General features: G+C 60.5%; 24 protein-coding genes and 1 tRNA gene. 13 read left to right on the top strand and 12 right to left on the bottom strand.

All coding sequences use genetic code 11. The annotated features are described in order from the left end of the window. Window positions 1-66: 66 nt before the first annotated feature. The 6 genes from LOY69_RS18925 to LOY69_RS18900 all read left to right on the top strand — a co-directional run bounded on the left by LOY69_RS18925 (window position 67) and on the right by LOY69_RS18900 (window position 7,249). Window positions 67-1,503: an amino acid permease gene (locus LOY69_RS18925; protein ID WP_102881727.1), complete on the top strand. Its 1,437-nt coding sequence runs from the start codon at window positions 67-69 to the stop codon at window positions 1,501-1,503. Between the two features lie 41 nt (window positions 1,504-1,544). Continuing rightward, on the top strand, window positions 1,545-2,435 hold the full coding sequence (locus LOY69_RS18920; protein ID WP_110652790.1) for a LysR substrate-binding domain-containing protein: 891 nt from the start codon (window positions 1,545-1,547) through the stop codon (window positions 2,433-2,435). A gap of 16 nt (window positions 2,436-2,451) precedes the next feature. Then, complete coding sequence (gene thrC, locus LOY69_RS18915; protein ID WP_265073413.1) at window positions 2,452-3,828, top strand: threonine synthase; 1,377 nt, start codon at window positions 2,452-2,454, stop codon at window positions 3,826-3,828. A 22-nt stretch (window positions 3,829-3,850) separates the two neighbouring features. Continuing rightward, window positions 3,851-4,288, top strand: coding sequence for an Lrp/AsnC family transcriptional regulator (locus LOY69_RS18910; RefSeq protein ID WP_102881724.1), 438 nt, complete (start codon window positions 3,851-3,853; stop codon window positions 4,286-4,288). Between the two features lie 500 nt (window positions 4,289-4,788). Then, window positions 4,789-5,832, top strand: coding sequence for a homoserine dehydrogenase (locus tag LOY69_RS18905; protein ID WP_265073412.1), 1,044 nt, complete (start codon window positions 4,789-4,791; stop codon window positions 5,830-5,832). Window positions 5,833-5,842: 10 nt separating this feature from the next. Further along, a complete protein-coding gene (locus LOY69_RS18900) occupies window positions 5,843-7,249 on the top strand; it encodes an aldehyde dehydrogenase family protein (protein ID WP_110652787.1) in 1,407 nt (468 codons plus the stop codon). 111 nt (window positions 7,250-7,360) lie between these two features. Here the strand turns inward: LOY69_RS18900 and LOY69_RS18895 are convergent, their stop codons facing one another. Further along, the gene (locus LOY69_RS18895) at window positions 7,361-7,576 is read right to left on the bottom strand and encodes a hypothetical protein (RefSeq protein ID WP_060844058.1); all 216 of its coding nucleotides are present in this window, start codon (window positions 7,574-7,576) and stop codon (window positions 7,361-7,363) included. Window positions 7,577-7,762: 186 nt separating this feature from the next. Here LOY69_RS18895 and ykgO point away from each other — a divergent pair, with 186 nt between their 5' ends. Continuing rightward, on the top strand, window positions 7,763-7,912 hold the full coding sequence (ykgO, locus tag LOY69_RS18890; protein WP_011062095.1) for a type B 50S ribosomal protein L36: 150 nt from the start codon (window positions 7,763-7,765) through the stop codon (window positions 7,910-7,912). Window positions 7,913-7,981: 69 nt separating this feature from the next. Here the strand turns inward: ykgO and pseH are convergent, their stop codons facing one another. Next, on the bottom strand, window positions 7,982-8,530 hold the full coding sequence (pseH, locus tag LOY69_RS18885) for a UDP-4-amino-4,6-dideoxy-N-acetyl-beta-L-altrosamine N-acetyltransferase (RefSeq protein WP_102881719.1): 549 nt from the start codon (window positions 8,528-8,530) through the stop codon (window positions 7,982-7,984). A gap of 129 nt (window positions 8,531-8,659) precedes the next feature. Between pseH and LOY69_RS18880 the strand changes: the two genes are divergently transcribed. Beyond that, window positions 8,660-9,544: a LysR family transcriptional regulator gene (locus LOY69_RS18880; RefSeq protein WP_265073411.1), complete on the top strand. Its 885-nt coding sequence runs from the start codon at window positions 8,660-8,662 to the stop codon at window positions 9,542-9,544. Window positions 9,545-9,729: 185 nt separating this feature from the next. Then, window positions 9,730-10,566 (top strand): bifunctional allantoicase/(S)-ureidoglycine aminohydrolase, encoded by an 837-nt coding sequence (locus LOY69_RS18875; protein WP_102881717.1) that lies wholly within the window; start codon window positions 9,730-9,732, stop codon window positions 10,564-10,566. A 259-nt stretch (window positions 10,567-10,825) separates the two neighbouring features. Here LOY69_RS18875 and LOY69_RS18870 read toward each other — a convergent pair whose 3' ends face one another. Beyond that, window positions 10,826-11,086 (bottom strand): hypothetical protein, encoded by a 261-nt coding sequence (locus tag LOY69_RS18870; protein ID WP_102881716.1) that lies wholly within the window; start codon window positions 11,084-11,086, stop codon window positions 10,826-10,828. Between the two features lie 388 nt (window positions 11,087-11,474). Here LOY69_RS18870 and LOY69_RS18865 point away from each other — a divergent pair, with 388 nt between their 5' ends. After that, window positions 11,475-12,107 (top strand): hypothetical protein, encoded by a 633-nt coding sequence (locus LOY69_RS18865; protein WP_265073410.1) that lies wholly within the window; start codon window positions 11,475-11,477, stop codon window positions 12,105-12,107. Window positions 12,108-12,180: 73 nt separating this feature from the next. Here the strand turns inward: LOY69_RS18865 and LOY69_RS18860 are convergent, their stop codons facing one another. Together LOY69_RS18860 and LOY69_RS18855 are read right to left on the bottom strand one after the other, a co-directional pair. Next, a complete protein-coding gene (locus tag LOY69_RS18860) occupies window positions 12,181-13,113 on the bottom strand; it encodes a diguanylate cyclase (RefSeq protein WP_265073409.1) in 933 nt (310 codons plus the stop codon). A 409-nt stretch (window positions 13,114-13,522) separates the two neighbouring features. Next, window positions 13,523-14,482 (bottom strand): GlxA family transcriptional regulator, encoded by a 960-nt coding sequence (locus LOY69_RS18855; RefSeq protein WP_265073408.1) that lies wholly within the window; start codon window positions 14,480-14,482, stop codon window positions 13,523-13,525. 96 nt (window positions 14,483-14,578) lie between these two features. Between LOY69_RS18855 and LOY69_RS18850 the strand changes: the two genes are divergently transcribed. Both LOY69_RS18850 and LOY69_RS18845 read left to right on the top strand, forming a co-directional pair. Next, complete coding sequence (locus LOY69_RS18850) at window positions 14,579-15,028, top strand: tautomerase family protein (RefSeq protein WP_102881713.1); 450 nt, start codon at window positions 14,579-14,581, stop codon at window positions 15,026-15,028. Between the two features lie 190 nt (window positions 15,029-15,218). Further along, complete coding sequence (locus LOY69_RS18845) at window positions 15,219-16,052, top strand: CHAD domain-containing protein (protein WP_265073407.1); 834 nt, start codon at window positions 15,219-15,221, stop codon at window positions 16,050-16,052. 156 nt (window positions 16,053-16,208) lie between these two features. On the opposite strand, the gene LOY69_RS18840 is transcribed toward LOY69_RS18845, so the two are convergent. Beyond that, a tRNA-Ser gene (locus LOY69_RS18840) sits at window positions 16,209-16,296 on the bottom strand. A 123-nt stretch (window positions 16,297-16,419) separates the two neighbouring features. Between LOY69_RS18840 and LOY69_RS18835 the strand changes: the two genes are divergently transcribed. After that, window positions 16,420-17,091 (top strand): Bax inhibitor-1/YccA family protein, encoded by a 672-nt coding sequence (locus LOY69_RS18835; protein WP_011062013.1) that lies wholly within the window; start codon window positions 16,420-16,422, stop codon window positions 17,089-17,091. Window positions 17,092-17,167: 76 nt separating this feature from the next. Here the strand turns inward: LOY69_RS18835 and gspM are convergent, their stop codons facing one another. From gspM to gspH, 6 genes are read right to left on the bottom strand one after another with little or no spacing between them, the layout of a single operon-like run. Further along, on the bottom strand, window positions 17,168-17,668 hold the full coding sequence (gene gspM, locus LOY69_RS18830; RefSeq protein WP_242553876.1) for a type II secretion system protein GspM: 501 nt from the start codon (window positions 17,666-17,668) through the stop codon (window positions 17,168-17,170). A gap of 3 nt (window positions 17,669-17,671) precedes the next feature. Next, window positions 17,672-18,811: a type II secretion system protein GspL gene (gspL, locus tag LOY69_RS18825; RefSeq protein WP_110652780.1), complete on the bottom strand. Its 1,140-nt coding sequence runs from the start codon at window positions 18,809-18,811 to the stop codon at window positions 17,672-17,674. 6 nt (window positions 18,812-18,817) lie between these two features. Further along, entirely contained in the window at window positions 18,818-19,705 is an 888-nt protein-coding gene (gene gspK / locus LOY69_RS18820) for a type II secretion system minor pseudopilin GspK (protein WP_170003121.1), read from the bottom strand. Further along, the gene (gene gspJ / locus LOY69_RS18815) at window positions 19,698-20,297 is read right to left on the bottom strand and encodes a type II secretion system minor pseudopilin GspJ (RefSeq protein ID WP_265073406.1); all 600 of its coding nucleotides are present in this window, start codon (window positions 20,295-20,297) and stop codon (window positions 19,698-19,700) included. Before gspJ ends, gspK begins: the two co-directional genes overlap by 8 nt. After that, window positions 20,294-20,680 (bottom strand): type II secretion system minor pseudopilin GspI, encoded by a 387-nt coding sequence (gene gspI / locus LOY69_RS18810; RefSeq protein WP_249735684.1) that lies wholly within the window; start codon window positions 20,678-20,680, stop codon window positions 20,294-20,296. The genes gspJ and gspI overlap by 4 nt, the downstream gene beginning before the upstream one ends. After that, complete coding sequence (gene gspH, locus LOY69_RS18805; RefSeq protein WP_265073405.1) at window positions 20,664-21,158, bottom strand: type II secretion system minor pseudopilin GspH; 495 nt, start codon at window positions 21,156-21,158, stop codon at window positions 20,664-20,666. The genes gspI and gspH overlap by 17 nt, the downstream gene beginning before the upstream one ends. Window positions 21,159-21,161: the final 3 nt, after the last annotated feature.

The following is a 21,161-nucleotide window of genomic DNA, read 5'->3' as shown; positions in this document are numbered from 1 at the left end:
GTTTTCTGCCCATTTCCACAGTCGCAGAAATTGAGACTTGCCCTGACAACTTTCATGAGAACCATCATGTCCCTACAAGAACAACAGGCCGACTTGCGCGGCGGCTTCAAGCAAGAAATGCAGACCCGGCACATCGTCATGCTCGCCCTCGGCGGGGTGATCGGCACCGGGCTGTTCCTCACCTCCGGCTACACGGTGAACCAGGCCGGCCCGCTGGGCGCGGTGATCGCCTACATCATCGGCGCGCTGATGGTGTACATGGTGATGATGTGCCTCGGCGAGCTGGCGGTGCAGATGCCCGAGACCGGCTCCTTCAGCACCTACGCCACGCGCTTTCTCGGCCCTGGCACCGGCTACACCGTGGCCTGGCTGTACTGGCTGACCTGGACCGTGGCCATCGGCTCGGAATTCACCGCCGCCGGTATCCTCATGACCCGCTGGTTTCCCGACACCCCGGTGTGGATCTGGAGCGCGCTGTTCGCCCTGGTGGTGTTTTTGTCGAACGTGGTCTCGGTGCGGCTGTTCGCCGAGACCGAGTTCTGGCTGTCGCTGGTCAAGGTGATCACCGTGCTGGTGTTCCTGGTGGTGGGTGGCGGGGCAATCCTGGGCCTGTTGAACATCGATCAGGCCCACAGCATCGGCTTGAGCAACTTCACCCGCGAGGGGCTGTTCCCCACCGGCTTCATGCCGATTGCCATGACCCTGCTGGCGGTGTCCTTCGCCTTCTCCGGCACTGAGCTGATCGGCATTGCCGCCGGTGAAACCCGCGACCCGCAACGCAATGTGCCACGGGCGATCCGCACCACGGTGCTGCGCCTGGCGATCTTCTTCGTCGGCACTATCTTCGTCCTCGCCACCCTGTTGCCCCGGGAGCAGGCCGGTTTGGTGGAAAGCCCGTTCGTCACGGTGTTCACCTACATCGGCATTCCGTACTCGGCGGACATCATGAACTTCGTGATCATCAGCGCGCTGCTGTCCGCCGCCAACTCCGGGCTGTACGCCGCCTCGCGGATGCTCTGGACCCTGAGCGACCAGGGCCACCTGCCCAAGCAGTTCTCGGCCCTGACCCGCATGGGCACGCCGCTCAACGCGATCATCGTGAGCATGGCCGGCGGTGCGGCCTCGTTGCTCAGCAGTGTGTTCGCCCCGGACACCATCTACCTGGCCCTGGTGTCGATTTCCGGGCTGGCGGTGGTGGTGGTGTGGATGAGCATCGCCGCCAGCCAGATCGCCTTCCGCCGTCACTACGTGGCCAATGGCGGTGATGTGCGCGAGCTCAAGTTCCGTGTCCGCGGCTACCCCTGGGTGCCGCTGGGGGCCTTGTTCTGCTGCGCCCTGGCCTGTGTCGGCATCGGCTTCGATCCCGAGCAGCGGGTGGCCCTGTACTTCGGTGTGCCCTTCATCGCCTGGTGCTACTTCGTGTATTACATTACCCGCAGTAGCCGCCAGCGGCGCCTGGCCCTGGCACCTCTGGCACGCTCGTCCGATGCCCTTCAGGGCTGAAGAACGGGAGCGGTCTCCAGGGTGTCCATGAGAGTCAGGCCATGAAGCAGAAAAGCTTGCCCCCGCTGAACTGGCTGCGCGCCTTCGAAGTGTCCGCCCGCTGCCTGAACTTCACCCACGCCGCCGAGGAACTGTTCCTCACCCAGGGTGCGGTGAGCCAGCAGATCCGCCAACTGGAAAGCCACCTCGGGGTGGCGCTGTTCAAGCGCCTGCCCCGGGGCCTGGACCTGACCGAGGAAGGGCGCTCCTACCTGCCGGTGGTGCAGGACGCCATTACCCGGCTGGCGGTGGGCACCAACGAGATCTTCGGCCAGCACCAGCACCGGCCGATCAAGGTGCGCGGCAGCCTGGCGTTCTTCGTCCACTGGCTGGCGCCCAAGCTGGTGACCTTCCAGCAGGCCCAGCCCCAGGTGGACCTGCGCTACATCAGCAATATCTGGGTCAAGGAACTGGACGGCGAGGACGACATGGAGATCCGCTGGGGCCGAGGTCATTGGCCGGGGCTGGTGGCCCAGCGCCTGACCTGGGACAGCCTGTTCCCGGTCTGCGCCCCGGCCTTGCTGGCGCGCTTGCCGCTGCAGGTGCCGGACGATCTGGCCCGGCATCAACTGCTGCATGTACTGGGCTATGAGGAGGGCTGGGGCTACTGGCTCAAGCGCGCTGGCGCCAGTGGCGTGGACTCGTCCCGGGGCATGCAGTTCGACACCCTGATCTCGACCCTGCGCATGGCCGAACTGGGCCAGGGCGTGGCCCTGGCCCGTTCCTCGATGGTTGCTGAAATGCTGGCCGACGGGCGTCTGGTGGAGCCCTTCGAGCAGCGTATCGAGGCCAGCGAATCCTTTTATCTGGTGCGCGGCGCTGACGCCGAGCAACACCCCGATGCGCTGAAGTTTTCCACCTGGCTGGTGGAGCAGGCCCATCGCTACAAATGACTGGCCGGAGCCAAGCATGCGTTATGTGAGTACCCGCAGTGCCACCGAGCAGGTGGATTTTGCAACCGTGGTCCTGTCCGGCGTGGCTGCCGATGGCGGGCTTTATGTGCCGCAGCAACTGCCGAGTTTCAGCCCCCAGGAAATCGCCAACTGGTCGACCCTGGATTACCCCGAACTGGCCTTTCGCGTGCTCAGTCCCTTTGTCGGCGACAGCCTGCCCGAGGCCGACTTCAAGCATCTGCTTGGCCAGGCCTACAGCGGTTTTGGCCATCGCGCGGTGGCGCCGCTGCGCCAGATCGATCGCAACGAATGGCTGCTGGAGCTGTTTCATGGCCCCAGCGGTTCGGCCAAGGACTTTGCCGCACGCCTGCAGGCTCAACTGGTGGGCTACTTTCTCCAGCGCCGGCAGCGGCGTGGGGTGCTGGTGGGGGCCACCAATGGCGACACCGGGCTGGCGGCCATCGAGGCCTTCAAGGACTGCCCGCAGACGCGAGTGCTGGTGTTCTATCCGCAGCACGGCGTGCCGGAACAGCAGGGGCGGCAGTTGCAGGCGGCGCACCACCCGGGCCTGTGGCGCTTCGCTGTGGAGGGCAGCTTCGATGATTGCCAGACCCTGGTCAGCCGCTTGCTGCGCCAGTGGCCGTTGGCCGAGCACGAGGTGATCGGCTTCAACTCCAGCAACTGGGTCGGGGTCATGGCCCAGCTGGTGCTGTATTTCCATGCCGTGCTGCAACTGGGCGGGGGCCAGCGGCCCATCGGCTTCAGCGTACCGGCGGCCAGTTTCGCCGAGGTCTATGCCGGCTACATCGTGCAGAAAATGGGCCTGCCCATCACCCAGATGATCGTGGCCACCAACCGCAATGACGCCCTGCACCAACTGTTCCTGAAGAACCAGTATTCTCGGGGGCAGGCTAGCCAGAGCCTGTCGCCGGCCATGGACCTGTCGCTGTTCGCCAACCTGGAGCGCCTGGTCTGGGAACTGTATGGCCAGGACCCGCAGGCGGTGGCGGCGCTGATGCAGGGCTTCGAGGACAGCGGCGAGATGACCCTGGACAACGAGGCCTGGCTGCAGGCGCGGATGATCATCGACTCCTATTCGGTCAGTGATGAAGAGACCGGCAAGGAGATCGTCAGCCTGTACCGGGACACCGGCTACGTCATTGATCCCCATGCCGCCACCGGCGTCCTGGCGGCGCGCCTGTACCGCCGCAGCCTGGTGGCACCGATGGTCACCCTGGGGGAGATTGCACCGGCCAAGTCGGCGCGCCTGCTGAGCTCGCTGGGCATCCCCGGCTTACCGCAGGAGCCGGTGGCACCGCCTTCGACGCTGCAGTGGCAGAGGCTGGCCGCGGATGACTTTGGCGCGCTGCTGCACTGCCTGGAGTCCTGGTGATGGGCCGTTGCAAGGTGAGCCCATGAAGCGGATTCTTGATCCTCTGGACGAGCGCATCCTGGCCGAACTGACCCTCAATGCCCGGGCCGCCCACGCCGAGCTGGCGGCCAAGGTCAACCTGTCGCGCAATGCCGTGCGCCAGCGCATCGAACGCCTGGAGCGCGACGGCGCGATCCAGGGCTACACCATTCGCCTGGGCGAGGGGCGCGGGGCGGAGACCCGGATCAATGCGCTGATCTTCGTCTACCGCTACGACCGCATGCGCGGCGCCGAGGTATTGCAGGCCTTGCGGGCGATGCCGGAGATCGTCCAGTGCGAAGTGCTCAGCGGCGAGTTCGATGTACTGGTGCGGGTCAGCGCCGCCAGTGCGGAGCGGGTGCACCGGGTGTGGAATGACATCGCCGCCTTGCCCGGGGTGGAAAACACCGTGACGTCCTTTGTTTTGTCCTCTGTGGCCTGAGCGCAGAGCCGGATCTTCTGGCCTCCTGTAGCCGCTGGCGCAGCCTGCGAAAAGGCCCGAAGGGGCTTCAGCGTTGGTGGGGGCGCTGCGGGCCCAAGGCCCGTTCGCAGCCTTCGGCAGCGGCTACACGATCTATAGCCCCAGCAATCCCTGTAGCCGCTGCCGAGCCTTTGGCGAGGCTGCGAAAAGGGCCGAAGGGCCTTCCTGCGCCGTCAATCAGCATGTTGCGATGAATGGAACCCTGTGTGTTGTCCTGATGGGCCGCACCGCCAGGTTTGGCGTCTCCTGCGGAGCCGATCGCAGCCTTCGGCAGCGGCTACAGGGGCAGCCTTGGTTGCGGGTTTTGCGTAGCCAGCGCCTGTGAGCGCAGCCTTCGGCAGCTGTCACGGGCGCTGGGCAAAATGCTCAGCAAATACAGCAAAACGGCATATTTCACTGCCCGGGCCAGCCCCCTAACCTTGTGTCCATCAGCTTCTCAACCCGGATGGAACACAACAAAAATGACTGAATACAACATTGCCCTGGTGGGCTTCGGCGGGGTCAATCGGGCCCTGGCGCAATTGATTGCCGAGCGCAATCAGGCATGGAAAAAACAGCTGGGTTTCAGTTTGAAAATCGTCGGCATCAGCGATCTGTTCCTCGGCTCTATCGTTGCTCCGCAGGGGCTGGACGCCGGCCTGCTGAGTCAGCTGCCAGCGACCAAAGGCGCTTTGGCGCAACTGCCGGGCGGCCAGGTGGAGGCGCTCAACGAGCAGGTGATCAAGGACTCTGGCGCCGACATCATTGCCGAGGCCACCTTCACCAATCCGGTGGACGGCGAGCCGGCCACGACTTTCTGCCGCTGGGCCCTGGAGCAGGGCAAGCATGTGGTGACTACCAACAAGGGGCCGATTGCCTTGCACGGCGCCGAGCTCAAGGCTTTGGCCCAGCGTAATCAGGCGGCGTTCGAGTACGAAGGCGCGGTGATGAGCGGCACTCCGGTGATCCGCCTGGCCCAGCAGTCCCTGGCCGGCAGCGAGCTGCTGGGGTTCGAGGGCATTCTCAACGGCACCTCGAATTTCGTCCTGACCCGCATGGAGGGCGGACTGGGCTTTGCCGAGGCAGTAGCCGAGGCTCAGGCACTGGGGTATGCCGAGGCTGATCCGACGGCGGATGTCGAAGGCTTTGATGTGCGCTTGAAGGTGGTGATCCTGGCCAATGAGCTGCTCGGTGCACAGTTGACCGTCAGCGATGTCAGCTGCCGGGGCATCTCCGGCCTGACGGCGGCGGACCTGGAGCAGGCTCGGGCCGAGGGTGCGCGCTGGAAGCTGATCGGTTCGGCCCAACGCCTGGCCGATGGTTCGCTGCAGGCCAGCGTCGAGCCGCGGTTGTTGCCGCTGGCCCATCCGCTGGCGGGTATTTCCGGGGCGATCAACGCGGTGTCGTTCAACACCGAACTGCTGGGCGCGGTGACGGTGTCCGGGCCGGGCGCCGGGCGTATCGAGACCGCCTTTGCCTTGCTCTCGGACATCATCCACATCCACCAGTCGCGCTCGAGCCGCTAGGAGCCTGCCCATGAATCTGTCACGCCTGGCGCCGGTCGCCGATTCGATTGACGTCTGCAGCCCTTTCGATGGCCGCGTCATTGGTGCGGTGCCACGCCTTGAGGCCGGTGCCGTACCGTACCTGTTGCAGCAGGCCCGCGAGGGCGTAAAGGACTGCGCTGCGCTGCCGCGTTATCAGCGGGCGAGGATTCTGGAGCGGGCGGCCTTGAACATCGAGCGCGACGCCGAGCATTTTGCCCGGCTGATCGTCGACGAAGCGGGCAAGACCCTGAAGCAGGCGCAGAAGGAGGTCAAACGTTGCGTCAATACCCTCAAGCTGTCGGCGGAAGAGGCCAAGCGCAATGCCGGCGAGGTGCTGCCGTTCGATGCCTATGAAGGCTCGGAAAACCGCCAGGGCTGGTTCTCTCGCGAACCTCTGGGGCTGATTCTGGCGATCACCCCTTACAACGATCCGCTGAACCTGGTGGCGCACAAGCTGGGCCCGGCCATCGCCGGGGGCAACGGGGTGATTCTCAAACCGTCGGAGTTGGCGCCGCTGTCGGCGATCAAGCTGGTGGACTACTTGCGCGATGCCGGGCTGCCGGCTTCGGTGGTGACCCTGGCCACCGGCGGCGCGGAGTTGGGCAAGGCCCTGGTGGCGGCGCGCGAGGTGCGGATGATTTCCTTCACCGGCGGCTTTGTCACCGGTGAGCAGATCGCCCGCAGCGCCGGCCTGAAGAAGCTGGCCATGGACCTAGGAGGCAATGCCCCGGTGATCGTCATGGCCGATTGTGATCTGCAGGCCACGGTACAGAGCTGCGTGTCGGGGGCGTTCTGGGCGGCGGGGCAGAACTGCATCGGCACCCAGCGCCTGCTGGTCCAGGCCTCGATCTATGAGGCGTTTCGCGAGGCCTTTGTGCGCCTGGCCCGGGAGCAGGTCAGTGGCGACCCATTGGCCGACAGCACGGATATCGGGCCGATGATCAGCCTGCAGGCGGCACAGAACGCGCAGAAGGTCGTGGATGAAGCGCTACAGCAGGGCGCGCGGCTGCTCTGCGGGCATCAGCGCCGGGGTTCCTGCTACGCCGCCACGGTGCTGGAGAATGTCGACCATGGCAGTCGCCTGTGGCAGGACGAAGTCTTTGCGCCAGTGGTGGTCTTGCAGCCGTTCGACGATCTGGATCAGGCCATCGCACTGGCCAACCAGCCCGAATACAGCCTGCATGCGGGGATCTTCACCAACGATCTGCGCACCGCCATGGACGCCGCGCGGCGGATCGAGGCGGGCGGGGTGATGATCAACGATTCGTCCGATTACCGTTTCGATGCCATGCCGTTTGGCGGCTTCAAGTACGGCAGCCTGGGCCGCGAGGGGGTGCGTTTCGCCTATGAGGAAATGACCCAGCCCAAGGTGGTGTGCCTCAACAGTCTGGGCTGAGGCCGATTGCAGCAACACGACAGGTCGTCGGGCACCGGGCAGGTTTGGTCACCTGCCCGGTGTTTTTTGCCTGTGGCCAAGGCACGGCCGTGGCCATCCGGGGAGCGCGGATCAGACCACTTCGTCGATCAATGAGGTTTTTGGCGCCGTGACCGTGACCGGTGGCTGAGGCTGTTCCTTGGCCTTGTCTCTGAGTTTTTCCAGCGCCTCTTTCTGTTCCGCCGTCAGGGGCGGAGGGGTCAGCACCTTGCCCGAGTCAGGCAGCTTGATGCCGGGCTGGGAGCCGCCGGCGGTCAGTGGCGGGAGGGGACGGTTGTTTATTTCCATGTCACTGCATCCTTGAGTGGGGTGAATAAAAGATAACGACCGCTTTGCGCTGATCTTTAGAGCCAATGCTCTAGGCCGCCAGCTGAACCTTCTTTCCAGGAGGGCTTGATTTGATGTTGATAATTATTCTTGTTTGCAAATAAGATATGTTATTACATTTTAAGATCGCCCCAAGGAGCCTCTCCCATGAAAGTCCTGTCCTCCCTCAAAGAAGCCAAGAACCGTCACCGCGACTGCCAGATCGTCAAGCGTCGCGGGCGGATCTACGTGATCTGCAAATCCAACCCTCGCTTCAAGGCGCGCCAGGGCGGGGCGAAAAACCGCAACAAGGGCTGATCCGCCGCTTGCTCCTGTCCAGGACAGGGCGCCCGATACGTGGCAAGCACCGTCGGGCGCCTTGGCGGCTTATCTGCCGAGGCGGGCGATCAGGGGCTCAAGCGTCGGGCGTTTGCTCTGCCACTCCGCTTTGGTGATGCCCAGCAGGACCACGTCCATGCGTTGGCCATCCTTGAGAATGTTTTGGCGCCGCAACCCCTCCTGTTGGAAACCGAATTTCAAATGCATGTTGATGACGGCAGGGTTGCAGGCCAGCACCTCGCAGTTGAGTTTTTCAAGACCGGCTTCGGTGAAGGCGTAGTCCAGCATCCAGAACTCGATCAGGCTGCCCAGGCCTTTGCCTTGCTGCTTGGCGTCCAGGTAGAACGCCCAGTCGGCGGTCTTCTGTCGGGCATTGATGGCATTCAGCGAAACGATGCCCAGGGCCTGGCCTTCGTCCATGACGACAAACACTGCCTGGGCCGGATTGCCCTGCAAGGAACTCAGCCAGCGCTGGTGTTCCTGTTCACTGATTTCATGGGAGGTGTACATGTACTTGCGCACCTGTTCCTGGTTGCGCAGCGTGCGTACATGGGCCTGAGTGGCGGGATCGGCATCGACTAGCGGGATGAACTGCATCCTGATGTCCTTCTCGGATGGGGGAGCGGTGGTGGCGCATGATGGCATATCCACTGCCATCGCATGGATTTGTCTCCCTGGGCAAGAACCGGTAGAAAGAACCCTCGCATTCAGAAAACAGATACCTGCATGAGCGATATTGAGAAACCCAATAGCCGCCTGTTCGACCTCGACTTGCTGCGCGCCATGGTCACGGTGGCCGATTGCGGCAGCTTCACCACGGCCGCCAGTCGCCTGCACTCGACCCAGTCCACCGTCAGCCAGAAGATTCGCCGCCTGGAAGACATGGCCGGGCATCGGCTCCTGGAACGCGGCAACCGCGACGTGCTGCCCACCGATGCCGGCGAGACCTTGCTGGGCTATGCCCGGCGGCTGTTGGCGCTGAACGACGAGATGCTCGAGGCACTGTCCGGGGCCACGGTGGCGCTGACGGTGCGTATCGGCGTACCGGACGATTTCGCCGCGGGGCGCACCACAGAGCAACTGGCGGCGTTCAACCGGCGCTACCCCCAGGTCAAGTTGGAAGTCACCAGCGGCATGAGCCGCGACCTGAGTGGCAGTTATGACCGTGGCGAACTGGATCTGGTGGTGCTCAAGCAATTGCGCAACAGCCGTGAGGCCGTGGCGTGCTGGCCCGAGAAGACCCGCTGGGTGGACAGTGCGAAAAACCCCTGCATCGACCTCGACCCGTTGCCCATCGTCACCTTCCCGCCTCGCGGGGTGTATCGCGATGAAATGATCAATGCCCTGGAAACCATCGGCCGGCGCTGGCACATCAGTTTCACCAGCTCCAGTCTCAGTGGCCTGCAGTCGGCCATTGCCGATGGCATGGGCATCGGCCTGCTGCCGCTGCGGGCGGTGACGGCGGGGCATGAGGTGCTGGCCAAAAGCATCGGGCTGCCATCGGTGGATGTGTTCGAGGTGGCGCTGCTGCACCGTCCGGCTGCCGATCCCATGGTCAAGGAGCTGGCGCGGGTATTGTCACGGGTGCTGGCCCAGGACACCCGTGGCTGAATCCGCTTGGCATTCGATAAATGAATGTGCCGTAGTTCGGTATTTAATTTGTGCATGAAAGCGACGCTGGATATCGTGATGGTCAGCAGCGATCCGCAGCATTGCCTGACGCGTCGCTCCGCAGATTTGTTCACCCCGGCGGCGCTGCTGCGCGGGGCAGCAAAACAACAATGAGGAGAGTCTCCATGTCCAAAACCACTTATTACGCACCCCACGGCGGGCACCCGGCGCAGACCGAAATGCTCACCGACCGCGCCATGTTCACCGAAGCCTATGCGGTGATCCCCAAGGGCGTGATGCGTGACATCGTCACCAGCCACCTGCCGCACTGGGACAACATGCGCATGTGGGTCATCGCCCGTCCGCTGTCGGGTTTCGCCGAAACCTTTTCCCAGTACATCGTGGAAGTGGGCGCCAACGGCGGCAGCGACAAGCCCGAGCAGGACCCCAACGCCGAAGCCGTGCTGTTTGTCGTCGAAGGCGAAGTCAACCTGACCCTGCAAGGCCAGGTGCACGTCCTCAAGCCCGGCGGCTATGCCTTTATCCCACCGGGCGCCGACTGGAAGCTGCGCAATACCAGCGGCACCGAAGCGCGTTTCCACTGGATCCGCAAGCACTACCAGAAAGTCGACGGCGTGCCTTACCCGGACGCGTTCGTCACCAACGAGCAGGACATCGAGCCGCGGGTGATGCCTGACACCGAAGGCCGCTGGAGCACCACCCGTTTCGTCGACATGAGCGACATGCGTCACGACATGCACGTCAACATCGTCAACTTCGAGCCGGGCGGTGTTATTCCCTTTGCCGAAACCCACGTCATGGAGCACGGCCTGTATGTTCTGGAAGGCAAGGCGGTGTATCGCTTGAACCAGGATTGGGTCGAGGTTGAGGCCGGCGACTTCATGTGGCTGCGCGCGTTCTGCCCGCAGGCCTGCTACTCCGGTGGCCCGGGTCGCTTCCGCTACCTGCTGTACAAGGATGTGAACCGCCAGATGCGCCTGACCCTGAACGCGCCGCATTGATACGAAGGTGGGGCAGGGGGCGCTCAAGGCCTCTGCAGCGGCGAGGGATGAAAACCGGCGAATATTCGCCGGTTTTTTTTGCTTCGCAGCAAGGCAGGCGCCGGATGGTCGCGCCAGGTTGTTTCGCGTCGAGGTTCACTTAGCAATTGATGATTAGTACGGCCTGTCGAACTGAGGGCCGAAAGTGGGCTCAGGGGAGTTGCAACTTATCAACGTTGAGCCAAGGCCGCCGACGGCAGCCTTGGCTGCTGTTAGTGCCTTAGGCAACCGGGTGAATAGTCTCACCGTGGTCTTTCACGGTGCTGCTATCAACTTCGATCTTGCTCGTGGCCTGTACATAGTAAGGCGCCTGGGTGCCGTTTCTTTTCAGGGACAGCACAAAGCCACGGTCGTCCGATCGGTCCCAGCTTTCCTGCTTGCCGCTGTCGACTCCAAAGAAGGTGGTGTCGCCGTCGCTGCCCCATTTGTTGATCGAGACTTCAATCTTTTTCGATGATTTGTTGGTAACGGTAATACCCATCTCTATATTCCTTTTAGATTGAGGTTTAGTTGATCTGGCTATTGACTGCTATCCAATGCTTACAGTCGTTATGTTGTTCCATACAACCTAACTAGAACTGCCAGTCAATGCAGGTGAAGCGCCCTGAAGTCTAGATACTATTTTGCTATCAGCAAGGCAGTGCTCAACAACTTTCTTGAGTCGGTCCTTGATTTGACTACTTGCGTCCCGAGCCTTGAAGAGAGGAATGACGCTATTCATAGCGTGTCTGCGGTCATATGGGATATGAAAGGGCTGGGTTCTGGGGAGAGCATCGATCAATAACCGCAGTGAAAAAATCCGATGATCCTGGACCTGGCCATCTGGTTGTAGTGGTACCGTCTGCGCTGCAAAACCTGGAGTCTGCTAGATGCATCGTCAAAGCCCACCTCAGCTTGTCGCAACGCCTCTAGCCGCGCCAAGTACTGAAAACCCTGCCGTCCACTCACCTATCTGGCATCGCGGCCCGGACTTACTGACCATTGGAAGCACGGGTGCGGCCATTTTGGGTTTCTGCTTTGTGGTGCTTGGGTTGTTGCCGGGTTTAGTGCTGACGATACTGCTCCTTCTCGGTTTCGAAGCGATGCCAGGTGAACCGAGCAGCGATGGGTCTAGCCTCACAACGTCGTTGCTCATCCAGTTCCTGTGTGGTTCTGTTGTGCTCATGGGGCTGGTCTTTGCGTGGATCTTCTCTGCGCCTAGAGTGCTGGCCTTCACGTTCGACGAAAACCAGCAACTGCTGACCCTCACTGTCACCCGTCGCGGTCGTAAGCCCACCGAAGTGCAGGTGCCATTTAGCGACATTATTTGCATCTGCCCTTACGTGCTCGCCAGTTATGACCGCGATGGCCATTTGAGTGTCGTGTGTCAGGGACCGAGGGACAAGGAGTTCGTATATCGATTGGCTGAGGGTACTTCTCTGGAAAAAATGGAGTTTCATGCTGCGTGGTTGCGAGGAATCATTGGCTCACGGATGCAGGAACTACTGAATCTGGACAAATGAAGGAAGCGCGTCCAGGCGTTTCGATGGGTTATCGACAGGCGGGTGATGCAAATGCCAGTTTTTGCTACAGAGCCTAGAGACTAAATGATTGGTCTCTGCCGCGTTTTTTAGCTGCATAGAGCGCTTTATCGGCTTGAGCCAGTAATACGTTAGACGGGTGTAGCGGACCAAATGTATGAACTGAAAAACCGATGCTTATGGTTAAGTATCCCGTGCTGGAGGCGGCGTGCGGTATTTTTAGATCCCGAACTCGTTGGCATAGTGTTTTGACGTACAGAGAGGCTTGCTCTTGGGTCATGCCATTGGACAGGATTACAAATTCTTCGCCGCCATACCTGGCTGCAAAGTCAGAGCCACGCTGAAAGGATTTATTCAAACTGTCAGCGACGCGTATGAGCGCTTCATCACCCGCTTGATGCCCATAAATATCATTGAAGGATTTGAAGTGATCAATATCAATCATGGCAAGAGTCAATGAGTCGCCATTGCGGCAGGCAATTTTCCATTGGATTTCGAACTGTGTATCAAAAAAACGGCGATTGTATATTCCCGTGAGCCCGTATTTTATGGACAGTTGCTCGAAGTGTATTTTCATTTCCTCGAGAGACTGATGCTCGTCGCGAAGTTGCTGCTGTATTATCACCCTCGATGTTACATCTTTTTGGATGCCGATAAAGTTAGTGACAGTCCCGTTCTCATCATGGATTGGCGATATGCTTAACTCATTCCAAAACATGGTTCCATCCTTGCGGTAGTTTCGCAAGGTTACAAGGCAGTACTCGCCTTTTTTTACAGCGTCGTGAATAAGCTCCAGTTCAGGTTGATCTCTGTCGTTTCTTTGTAGATATCGACAGTTGATGTTGGTGATTTCTTCGGATGAGTAGCCGGTCATCCGCTCAAAAGCAGGGTTTACAAATATCAACGGATTGTCGTCAATGCAGTTGTCGGAGATGGTGATCCCGTCTCGCGAATCCATAACTGCTTGTTTAAGTATTTCAATCTTCATACATGATCCATTAATAGGAGCGAAGGATAAGGATTGTTTTTAAGTGCTGTAATGCCGAGGCGTGACAAGTGGTGAGTGTTCTATTTTTTCATTGTAGTCGCTGAAGAACTCAATGCCTGTTTTTCTATGCGCTCTATAGTAATTACGATTGAGTTCAGTAAAAAAGCGCTGCTGAAATGCCGACAGCTGCGCTGAATCTCTTCAAAAGTGACGAATTTTTTGGGGGAAGGGCACTATCTTTGCCAGCGACTTAACGTATCTTTTTTTTTCGTGCGACCGCTTGGTAGTCGGTAGATTTTGGCCATTGCGTGAACATTTCCCGCCCTCTCGTTGGTGATTATGAACAAGCGAGCTGTTCGAGTCGCACTCCAAATCGGACAGTTGGATTGAAAACAGTTCGCCATGGCCGCTAGCGCAATTGCCGTGGTGTTGCGTTCAGCATCTTTTTCATCAGTCGCCGCAGGGAGGTGGCGTCTTTGTATCCGACGTGTTCGGCAATGGTGTCGATTGAATATTTACTGTTTGCCAGCAGTTCTCGGGCTTTATTGGCCTGGACGCGTTGGATCAGCCGTAACGGGCTATAACCGGTTGCCTTGTGGACGTGTCGAGACAAGGTCCGTTCTGACAAACCAAAGCTGGAGGCGAGTGCACCGACACTGATAGTCGCTGGTAGCGAGTCTTCAATATGGGCCGTCAACTGTGCGATCAATTCGTTCCCCTGAGCCATCATTGCCGGAACCATGAAAGGCGATTGTAGTTGCCTGCCATCTATCAGTAGCGCCCTTGCAACGGCATCCGCCAAAGCAGGTGAGAAGCGGCTTCGCAGAAGATGCAACATCAGATCACTATGACCCAGTGCTGCGCCCGCAGTGATCAACGGCGGGTCGATGATGACCATGCGATCGGCATCTACCTGGCACTCAGGTGCCCACTGCCGGAGCAAGGGGGCCAGCCACCAGGAAGTGGTCACACAGTGCCCGGCGAGCAGGTTCGCAGCCTGCAGGACGAATACCCCAGAACAGGATGCGGCTACGTCGCCCCCTGATTGCACGTGGGAGAGTAGTGCCGGAATCAACAGCGCAATATCCGCCTGTTTTAATCGGTGTTCGAGTGAAAGGGCATCGGCGACTCCGATGCCGGGGATAATCCAGCAAGAGCGGTCATCGAATCGAGTGGTCAATGGCTGAACGGCAATTTGCATGCCGTGGCCGAGTGTCACGCAATCGGTGTCCACCCCGCAGATCTCCCAGCGTGGTACGGCAGTGCCTTGTCGCTGAGCGATTACGGCTGCTGTCGAAAGGATGTCCAGAGTCAGGGCGACACTGGAGGCGAAGGCGCCATTGGCGACCAAAATCGTGAAGTCGTTCATTGGCTGATTATGCATGAAAGATGTCAAATCGGTCTCTGGTTGCAGTGTTGCATGACAGGCTTAATGACGCCTCCATTTCATCGAGCGTTAACCGGTATGCCAAATATTCTGATCAAAGTGCCCCAAGGTTCTTTTTCTCCCGAGCAACGGGCACGGCTTTGCGAAGAGGTTACGAAAGTGGCCGTGGCAGTCGAACAAATCGGCGATGATCCTCGTCAACAGGGGCTGTGTTGGACGCTCATTGATGAAGTGTCTGCAGGCGCCTGGACATGCGGCGCGATGGATATCAGCGCTCAGGCCATTCCCTGCATCGTGCAGGTCAAGGTTCCTGACGGCGTGTTGAATGAGGCGATGCGAAGCGACTATGTGAAGCGTTTGCATCAGGCTGTCAGCCAGGCGCGAGCAGCCGGCGATCAACGGATCATCATGACTTCTATCATCCTTGATGAAGTCAAAGATGGTTTATGGGCTGCGAATGGAGAGATTTGGCACTTGGCTGATTTCATTCAAGCGGCTGGATACCGACACCTGCAAGGACCGGCATAGGAGAAAGACAGCGCACTGGGCTTGTGGCAGTTATGGGGCGCAAGCGACCCGTCATGAAAATGAAATCAAATAGTAGGCTAAGGTAAATGTTCGTTGCACTTGGCCTATCTCGTTGTCGTTCGCACATGAAGGACGTGCTTAAGGTCGTTGCTTGATCTAACCCAGCAATCTCTCGACGAGGCTGCTCTGAATGTCATTTGTGAACAAGTTTGTGGCCGAGATATTGACCCTCCAAGTTGCGCTTTATCACGCGCAGGCACGCCTGGAGTGTCGTACCGACAATGAGGCTTTGCACGATCTCAGAATAGCCGTCAGGAAGATTAGAAGCCTGCTGAAGCCATTTCGTTTATTGAATGAAGTGGCTGCGTTAAACGACGCGGCGGCAGAGGTCGGCAGAGAAATGACCCCGGCCCGGGATCTGGAAGTGATGATCCTGGAGCTTCAGGAGAGGGGGTTTGCCGGGCTGGCGCAAACCAGGGCGTCTCGATTGGATTCAAGCTACGAAAGCATTCTCAATGGGCAGTCCATCAAGAGCCTCTTGGTTCGGCTGGATAAATGGCCATCAAGCTTTCGCTTGATTGAAGCCAATGGCGAATTGAAAGGTATTGAGACGCAAATTAAGACGGCGCTTCGCAAGCAGATCGACCGATTGCATGCTGCCGTGGATGACTCCCAATATGATCGCCACGAGCTGAGAATACTGGTCAAGCGGACCCGTTATCTGACGGAGGCCTTCCCCGAACTGTCTCCACTGTCAAAAAAGTCAGCCAGGGCTCTCAAGGAATTGCAGTCGGCATTGGGCGCCTGGCATGACCATTACCAGTGGTGTCAAAAAGCTCAGATTGAAACCGACCTGCGGCCTCTGAAGCAGGTCTGGTTGTCTGCTGCCGCTACAGCACTGCAAAAGGCTGAGGTCCAATTGGTCAATCTGGCAAAGCGGCTCCCAAAACCTGCGGGCAAAAAAAGCTGCCTTAGGTGGCAGCCGGAAAAAAAGCACGCTTTGTATGCGGAATATTGCTGCTGAATTTTTACACAATGATGTCAGGCAGAACGCCTTAGAAGGGTGTTGAGTTGCGGAAATCAGCGAAAAGATGCGGAAACGCCATGCATCACTGCGCCAGGAATGCCAAACGCCAGACACAGAAAAGCCCTGAAAAATCAGGGCTTTCTCGTTGAGATTTGGCGGAGGCGTAGAGATTCGAACTCTAGGACCTGTTACAGTCGGCGGTTTTCAAGACCGCTGCCTTAAACCACTCGGCCACACCTCCAGATCGCATTGCGGGCGCCATAATACCCGAATGAAACACACTGTCAAACTCTCTGCATCGCGAGTTACAGAGCCTCTGTTATCATCCTTGCCACTAAATGTTTCCCCCAACAGGAGTGTCGCCATGCGCGAACAGGATTACGCAGTTAACAACGGCGTGCAGGCCGAGCAGCTAGAGGTTAGCCGCGTCCTGCGCAACACTTATGGCTTGCTGGCTCTGACCCTCGCGTTCAGTGGTGTCATGGCTTATGTGGCGCAGCAGATGCGCGTCGGCTACCCGAACATCTTCGTGGTGCTGATCGGCTTCTACGGTCTGTTCTTCCTCACCAACAAACTCCGTGACTCGGCCTGGGGCCTGGTCTCGGCTTTCGCCCTGACCGGTTTCATGGGCTTTTTGCTCGGCCCGATCCTCAACCGTTACCTGGGTATGCAGGGCGGCGCTGAAGTGGTCAGTTCGGCCTTCGCCATGACGGCGCTGGTGTTTGGCGGTCTGTCGGCCTACGTGCTGATCACCCGCAAGGACATGAGCTTCCTCGGTGGTTTCATCACCGCTGGTTTCTTCGTGTTGATGGGCGCCGTGCTGGCCAGCCTGTTCTTCCAGATCAGCGGTCTGCAGTTGGCGATCAGCGCCGGTTTCGTGCTGTTCTCCTCGGTGTGCATCCTGTTCCAGACCAGCGCCATCATCCATGGCGGCGAACGTAACTACATCATGGCCACCATCAGCCTGTATGTATCGATCTACAACCTGTTCGTCAGCCTGCTGCAGCTGTTCGGCATCATGGGCCGCGATGACTGAATCCGGTTGTTGAGCCAATAAAAAAAGCCCGCTTCGGCGGGCTTTTTGTTGTCCAGGTTTCAAGCGTGACAAGGTTTCAAGGGCTGTGCAGCTGCAAGCGTGCGCTGGCCATGGCGTCCTTGTTGACCTCGATGGAGAACGACAGCACGGCGACTTGCTGCTGCTCCAACTGGTCGATCCAGGTGATCAGGCCGTTGAGAGGCCCCTCCAGACTGAGGTTGACCCGTCCTTCATCCTCCTGGTCCATGCGTTCCAGGTTGAGCCCGGCCTGGCTGCTGGAGCGTGCCAGCATGCCCGGCAGGGCATCACCGGAAATGACTGGGCCACGAAGTGCGGAGGTGCTGACGGGCAGCCGTTGTAGATCTAAAAGCAATTGCGTTTCCTCGGTATAGCGTTGCTCGGCCAGGGCCAGAGCCTGTTGTTGCGGTTGCCAGAGTAGATAGAGACTGGTCAGGCCAGCGAAGACCACCAGGGCTTGTACTGCCCGTTGTTCGCGCTTTGCCAGACGCTGCCAGCGTTGTCGGAGTGGGTTCGCCAGGGCGGTCCTGGTCGGAGTCGTGGCGCTGGATGGATTCACGTCTTACTCCTTGATTTGAAAGCGCGCGGAGACGCCTTGAGCGTCCCGCACGGATGAGTCGGTGCTGACGCTCAGGCCCTGGTTGATCAGGCCCTCGCGCAGCATTTGCAGATCGGCAAAGGCCGGGGCGCTCACTTGCAGGCTCCAGCCTTCCTCGGCCTGGTAATCCAGACGCTGGATCATCGACAGCGCGCCGCCACTGGCGACCCATTGCTCCGCCAGTTGCGACAGACGCAGGGCTACGCCCGGTGTTTCCTGCACCTGTTGGCGTTGCTTGAGCCGCACCTGACGCGCCAGATCGGCGGTAACCGGTTCATCGGCAAAGCGTTCTTGCCACAGACTCTGGCTGGCGGCGTGCAACTGATCGCTGCGTTGCTCCAGGTACAGCCGGTGCCCGATGTTCTGCAGCAGATGGGCGCCGCCGGCAATCGCCAGCACCAGTAGCGCCAGGCGCCAGGGCCTCGCTTTGCGGGTGCGGCGCTGGAATTGGCCCTGGCACAGGTCGATTGCCTGCAGGCTGCCCTGGCTGAGCACTTGCCAAGGCTGCTCCTCGGCCTGCCAGTGCTGCGGTTCCAGGCCGTCGATGCCTGGGGCCTGGGCGCCTTGCCAGAGCAGCCCGTCCGGCACCAACCGATTCAGGTCACCGAGCTCCTGGTCGCTGAGGGTCAGGCGCAGTGGGGCGCTGCCGCCCAACAGCCAGCGGCCGTCCCAGGCCAGGGCTCGTGGCCGGTCCTGGGGCAGACAGTCGGCATCGATGTGCATGCGCGACGGTTGCAGTCCGTGTTCGGCCAGGCGCTTGAGGCACCGCTGCAGGCGCTCGCGATTGATGACCAGCACCGAGCAGTGACGTCGCTCGCGCAACGGGCCATGGGCCATGTGCAAGTGCTCGACGTCGTCGATCAAGTGTTCTTCCAGGGCACTGTGCAGCGCCTGGCGCAACCAGCGACCGCTGCGGGCCGGGACGCTGACTTGATGAAAACTGGCCATTTCCATCGGCAGCAGCAGGACAAATCCATGCTCGCGAAGGTGTTCGGCGGCCTGTTCCAGGCTGCCTTGCTGGGGCGTGCTGCCGGCTGACCACCAGTGGCAACGCCACGGTGTGTCGCCGGTGGTATGGGGCGAAAGGTAAAGCCAATGGCTCATCAATGGTTACTCGGTAAGCAGATGGGCGTTGGACGGTCCGGGGAGCAGCGTGCGCTGTTGCACCCGGACCTGTTCAGCGTTCATGACGCGCAGGTCGCTGACCAGGCGCAGGCGTCGGCCATGCAGTTCAACGTCGATGGTGGCGCGGAACTGGCGACTGTTGACGCTCAGCCCGCGAGGGGTAATGTCCCGGCCCTGGAGCATGGGGTTGGCGAGGAACGCGGCGACCGTGGGATAGCCCTTGCTCGGGCGCGATTGGGCCAGGGTCTGGGCGGTCGGCAGGTCGATGCCTTCGATGCTGGCCAGCACCAGGGCGCTGGCGGTATTGAGGTTGATGTGGGCTTGTTCATAGGCCGCGACCAGTGGCGACAGGCGTTGCAGGGTGTCACGGTCGACTTCCGGCAATTGTCGCAGCTCGCTGATGTCGCTCAGGGGCAATGGGCGGCCCAGGCGATCAAGAGGGCGCGACAGCGCCGCCGGGTCGTGGGGCTTGATCTGGGCCAGGGCCAGCAGCCGCTGGTAGCGGGCACGGGGGATGACATCGTCCTGCACCAGCGCGCTGTTGAGGTTGAGGCGCGCGCCCAGATCGACGATCTGGATCGCAATCCTGCCACCCTCGATCGGGAACGCCGGGGCCGGTCGGGCCCAATGCTGGCCCAGATGGGTCACCAGCAGGCCGCCTTCGCTGCGGGCATCTTCCTGCAACTGGCTACGGGCCCAGCTTTCGCCACTCAGGGCCAGTTGCCAGAGCTGCTGGTGTTGCACCAGGTGGCTGCTGCTGGCGAGGCTGAGTCGCTGGCGGGCGAGCATATTGCTCACCACCAGGGTCACCAGCGCGGTGATCAGCAACACGCTGAGCAAGGCAACGCCGCGCTGTGCACGAGGCTTATTCACGGGGTGCGTCCTCGTCCACTTCGGCGCCGCCGGGCAGCAGAATGACCCGGCGGATATGCGGGAAGCCGGGCGCGCTCAGCTCAATGTCCACGGCGGCCGGCAGGCTCAGGGCCTCGCTGCCGATGGGCCAGCTGTCATGGGGCTGGCCCAGGGCGTCGATGAAGCGCAAGTGGATCAGCTCGACCCCACTGAGCAAGGGTTGCACCTGGCTGAGGCTGTCTCGTTCCAGGCCCTGGGTTTCGCGAATCCACGCGCCGTCGCTCAAGCGATGATTGACCTGCAACAGATCGCTGCGCGGAGCGTCCAGGGGGTTGCGCCAGCCGCCGCGCAGCAGGCGCAGCCCCTGATGCTGGCTGATCAGCGCCTGGCTATGGCTGTGGTCGTCCTTGAGGGCGTGACGCTGCACTTGCACCAGATCACGCTCCAGCAGACTCAGGGCCCGTTGCAGGTGGCGCAACTGCTGTTCCTGGTTCTGGATGCGCTGGTCGCTGCGCATCACCCGATCCAGCAACTGATAGGTCGCCAACCCCAGGAGGCTGAAGATGGCGATGGCCACCACCACTTCCAGCAAGGTGAAGCCGCGCTGGTTCATGGGTTGGCCTCGATGTAACCCAGCAGTTGCGCGCGGCTGTATTGCCGGGCCCGTTGCGGGTCCTGCTCGGCCGAGACCCGCAGGTTGACCTTGAGCAACCGCGAGTCCGGGGCCGCTTCGATCTCGCTGAACAGCCACCAGTTGCGCCCGCCAAACTCGACCTGCCGTTGCTGGCGCCCAAGGGTGCGCGGCTGCATGCCGCTGCGCAGTTCATTCAGGTAGTTGTCGGCAATCCAAGTGGCTTGGGTGCGTTCGGCCAGATTGCCGCTGTTGATGGCCACATGCTGAATAGCACTGAACAGCGCAATCGACACCGTGGCGAAAATCGCCAGCGCCACCATGACTTCCAGCAAGGTAAAACCCTGCTCAGTTCGAGGTTTCAAGTCGAGGCTCCTGTATGCCGTCGCTGGACAGGGTCAGCAACGGAGTGTTGCGGTGCTCGATCCACAGGGTGAAGGCACTGGTTTCATCGCTGGACAGCACCAGCAGTTGGGGCAGGGCGCTGTGACTAACCGCTTGGCCCAGGGCCGGGCCGGCTTCGGCAACCTCAAGGCGCAGGCGCAGGTTGTCGGGCAGGCTCTGGGCCCGCCAGTCGCGGTCGGCCAGCCACTGCCCCTGTTCATCCAGGCGCAGTACGGAGTAGGCGTCGGGTTCGATGCGCAGGCCGTAGTCGCTGTTGCTCAACACCGCCTGCTGGCGCAGCAGTTGCAGCAGCGCCAGCAGGCGATCGCCTTCACGGCGCGCCTGACGGCTGGCGGAGTCGGGGTTGATCAGGCCGATCATGCCCGCGGACAGGGCGATGATCAGCACCACCACCAGTACTTCGACCAGAGTGAAGCCCTTGGCGTGGGAGCGTTGCACCGC

The sequence above is a fragment of the Pseudomonas sp. B21-059 genome (genome assembly GCF_026016285.1).
GTDB lineage: Bacteria > Pseudomonadota > Gammaproteobacteria > Pseudomonadales > Pseudomonadaceae > Aquipseudomonas > Aquipseudomonas danubii.
This window is presented reverse-complemented; position numbering and strand designations above follow the sequence as displayed.

Excerpts from the sequence above, each read along its gene's own strand:
- LOY69_RS18925 (WP_102881727.1), top strand. The coding sequence starts at position 67 with ATGTCCCTACAAGAACAACAGGCCGACTTGCGCGGCGGCTTCAAGCAA.
- LOY69_RS18920 (WP_110652790.1), top strand. The coding sequence starts at position 1,545 with ATGAAGCAGAAAAGCTTGCCCCCGCTGAACTGGCTGCGCGCCTTCGAA.
- thrC (WP_265073413.1), top strand. The coding sequence starts at position 2,452 with ATGCGTTATGTGAGTACCCGCAGTGCCACCGAGCAGGTGGATTTTGCA.
- LOY69_RS18910 (WP_102881724.1), top strand. The coding sequence starts at position 3,851 with ATGAAGCGGATTCTTGATCCTCTGGACGAGCGCATCCTGGCCGAACTG.
- LOY69_RS18905 (WP_265073412.1), top strand. The coding sequence starts at position 4,789 with ATGACTGAATACAACATTGCCCTGGTGGGCTTCGGCGGGGTCAATCGG.
- LOY69_RS18900 (WP_110652787.1), top strand. The coding sequence starts at position 5,843 with ATGAATCTGTCACGCCTGGCGCCGGTCGCCGATTCGATTGACGTCTGC.
- LOY69_RS18895 (WP_060844058.1), bottom strand. The coding sequence starts at position 7,576 with ATGGAAATAAACAACCGTCCCCTCCCGCCACTGACCGCCGGCGGCTCC.
- ykgO (WP_011062095.1), top strand. The coding sequence starts at position 7,763 with ATGAAAGTCCTGTCCTCCCTCAAAGAAGCCAAGAACCGTCACCGCGAC.
- pseH (WP_102881719.1), bottom strand. The coding sequence starts at position 8,530 with ATGCAGTTCATCCCGCTAGTCGATGCCGATCCCGCCACTCAGGCCCAT.
- LOY69_RS18880 (WP_265073411.1), top strand. The coding sequence starts at position 8,660 with ATGAGCGATATTGAGAAACCCAATAGCCGCCTGTTCGACCTCGACTTG.
- LOY69_RS18875 (WP_102881717.1), top strand. The coding sequence starts at position 9,730 with ATGTCCAAAACCACTTATTACGCACCCCACGGCGGGCACCCGGCGCAG.
- LOY69_RS18870 (WP_102881716.1), bottom strand. The coding sequence starts at position 11,086 with ATGGGTATTACCGTTACCAACAAATCATCGAAAAAGATTGAAGTCTCG.
- LOY69_RS18865 (WP_265073410.1), top strand. The coding sequence starts at position 11,475 with ATGCATCGTCAAAGCCCACCTCAGCTTGTCGCAACGCCTCTAGCCGCG.
- LOY69_RS18860 (WP_265073409.1), bottom strand. The coding sequence starts at position 13,113 with ATGAAGATTGAAATACTTAAACAAGCAGTTATGGATTCGCGAGACGGG.
- LOY69_RS18855 (WP_265073408.1), bottom strand. The coding sequence starts at position 14,482 with ATGAACGACTTCACGATTTTGGTCGCCAATGGCGCCTTCGCCTCCAGT.
- LOY69_RS18850 (WP_102881713.1), top strand. The coding sequence starts at position 14,579 with ATGCCAAATATTCTGATCAAAGTGCCCCAAGGTTCTTTTTCTCCCGAG.
- LOY69_RS18845 (WP_265073407.1), top strand. The coding sequence starts at position 15,219 with ATGTCATTTGTGAACAAGTTTGTGGCCGAGATATTGACCCTCCAAGTT.
- LOY69_RS18835 (WP_011062013.1), top strand. The coding sequence starts at position 16,420 with ATGCGCGAACAGGATTACGCAGTTAACAACGGCGTGCAGGCCGAGCAG.
- gspL (WP_110652780.1), bottom strand. The coding sequence starts at position 18,811 with ATGAGCCATTGGCTTTACCTTTCGCCCCATACCACCGGCGACACACCG.
- gspJ (WP_265073406.1), bottom strand. The coding sequence starts at position 20,297 with ATGAACCAGCGCGGCTTCACCTTGCTGGAAGTGGTGGTGGCCATCGCC.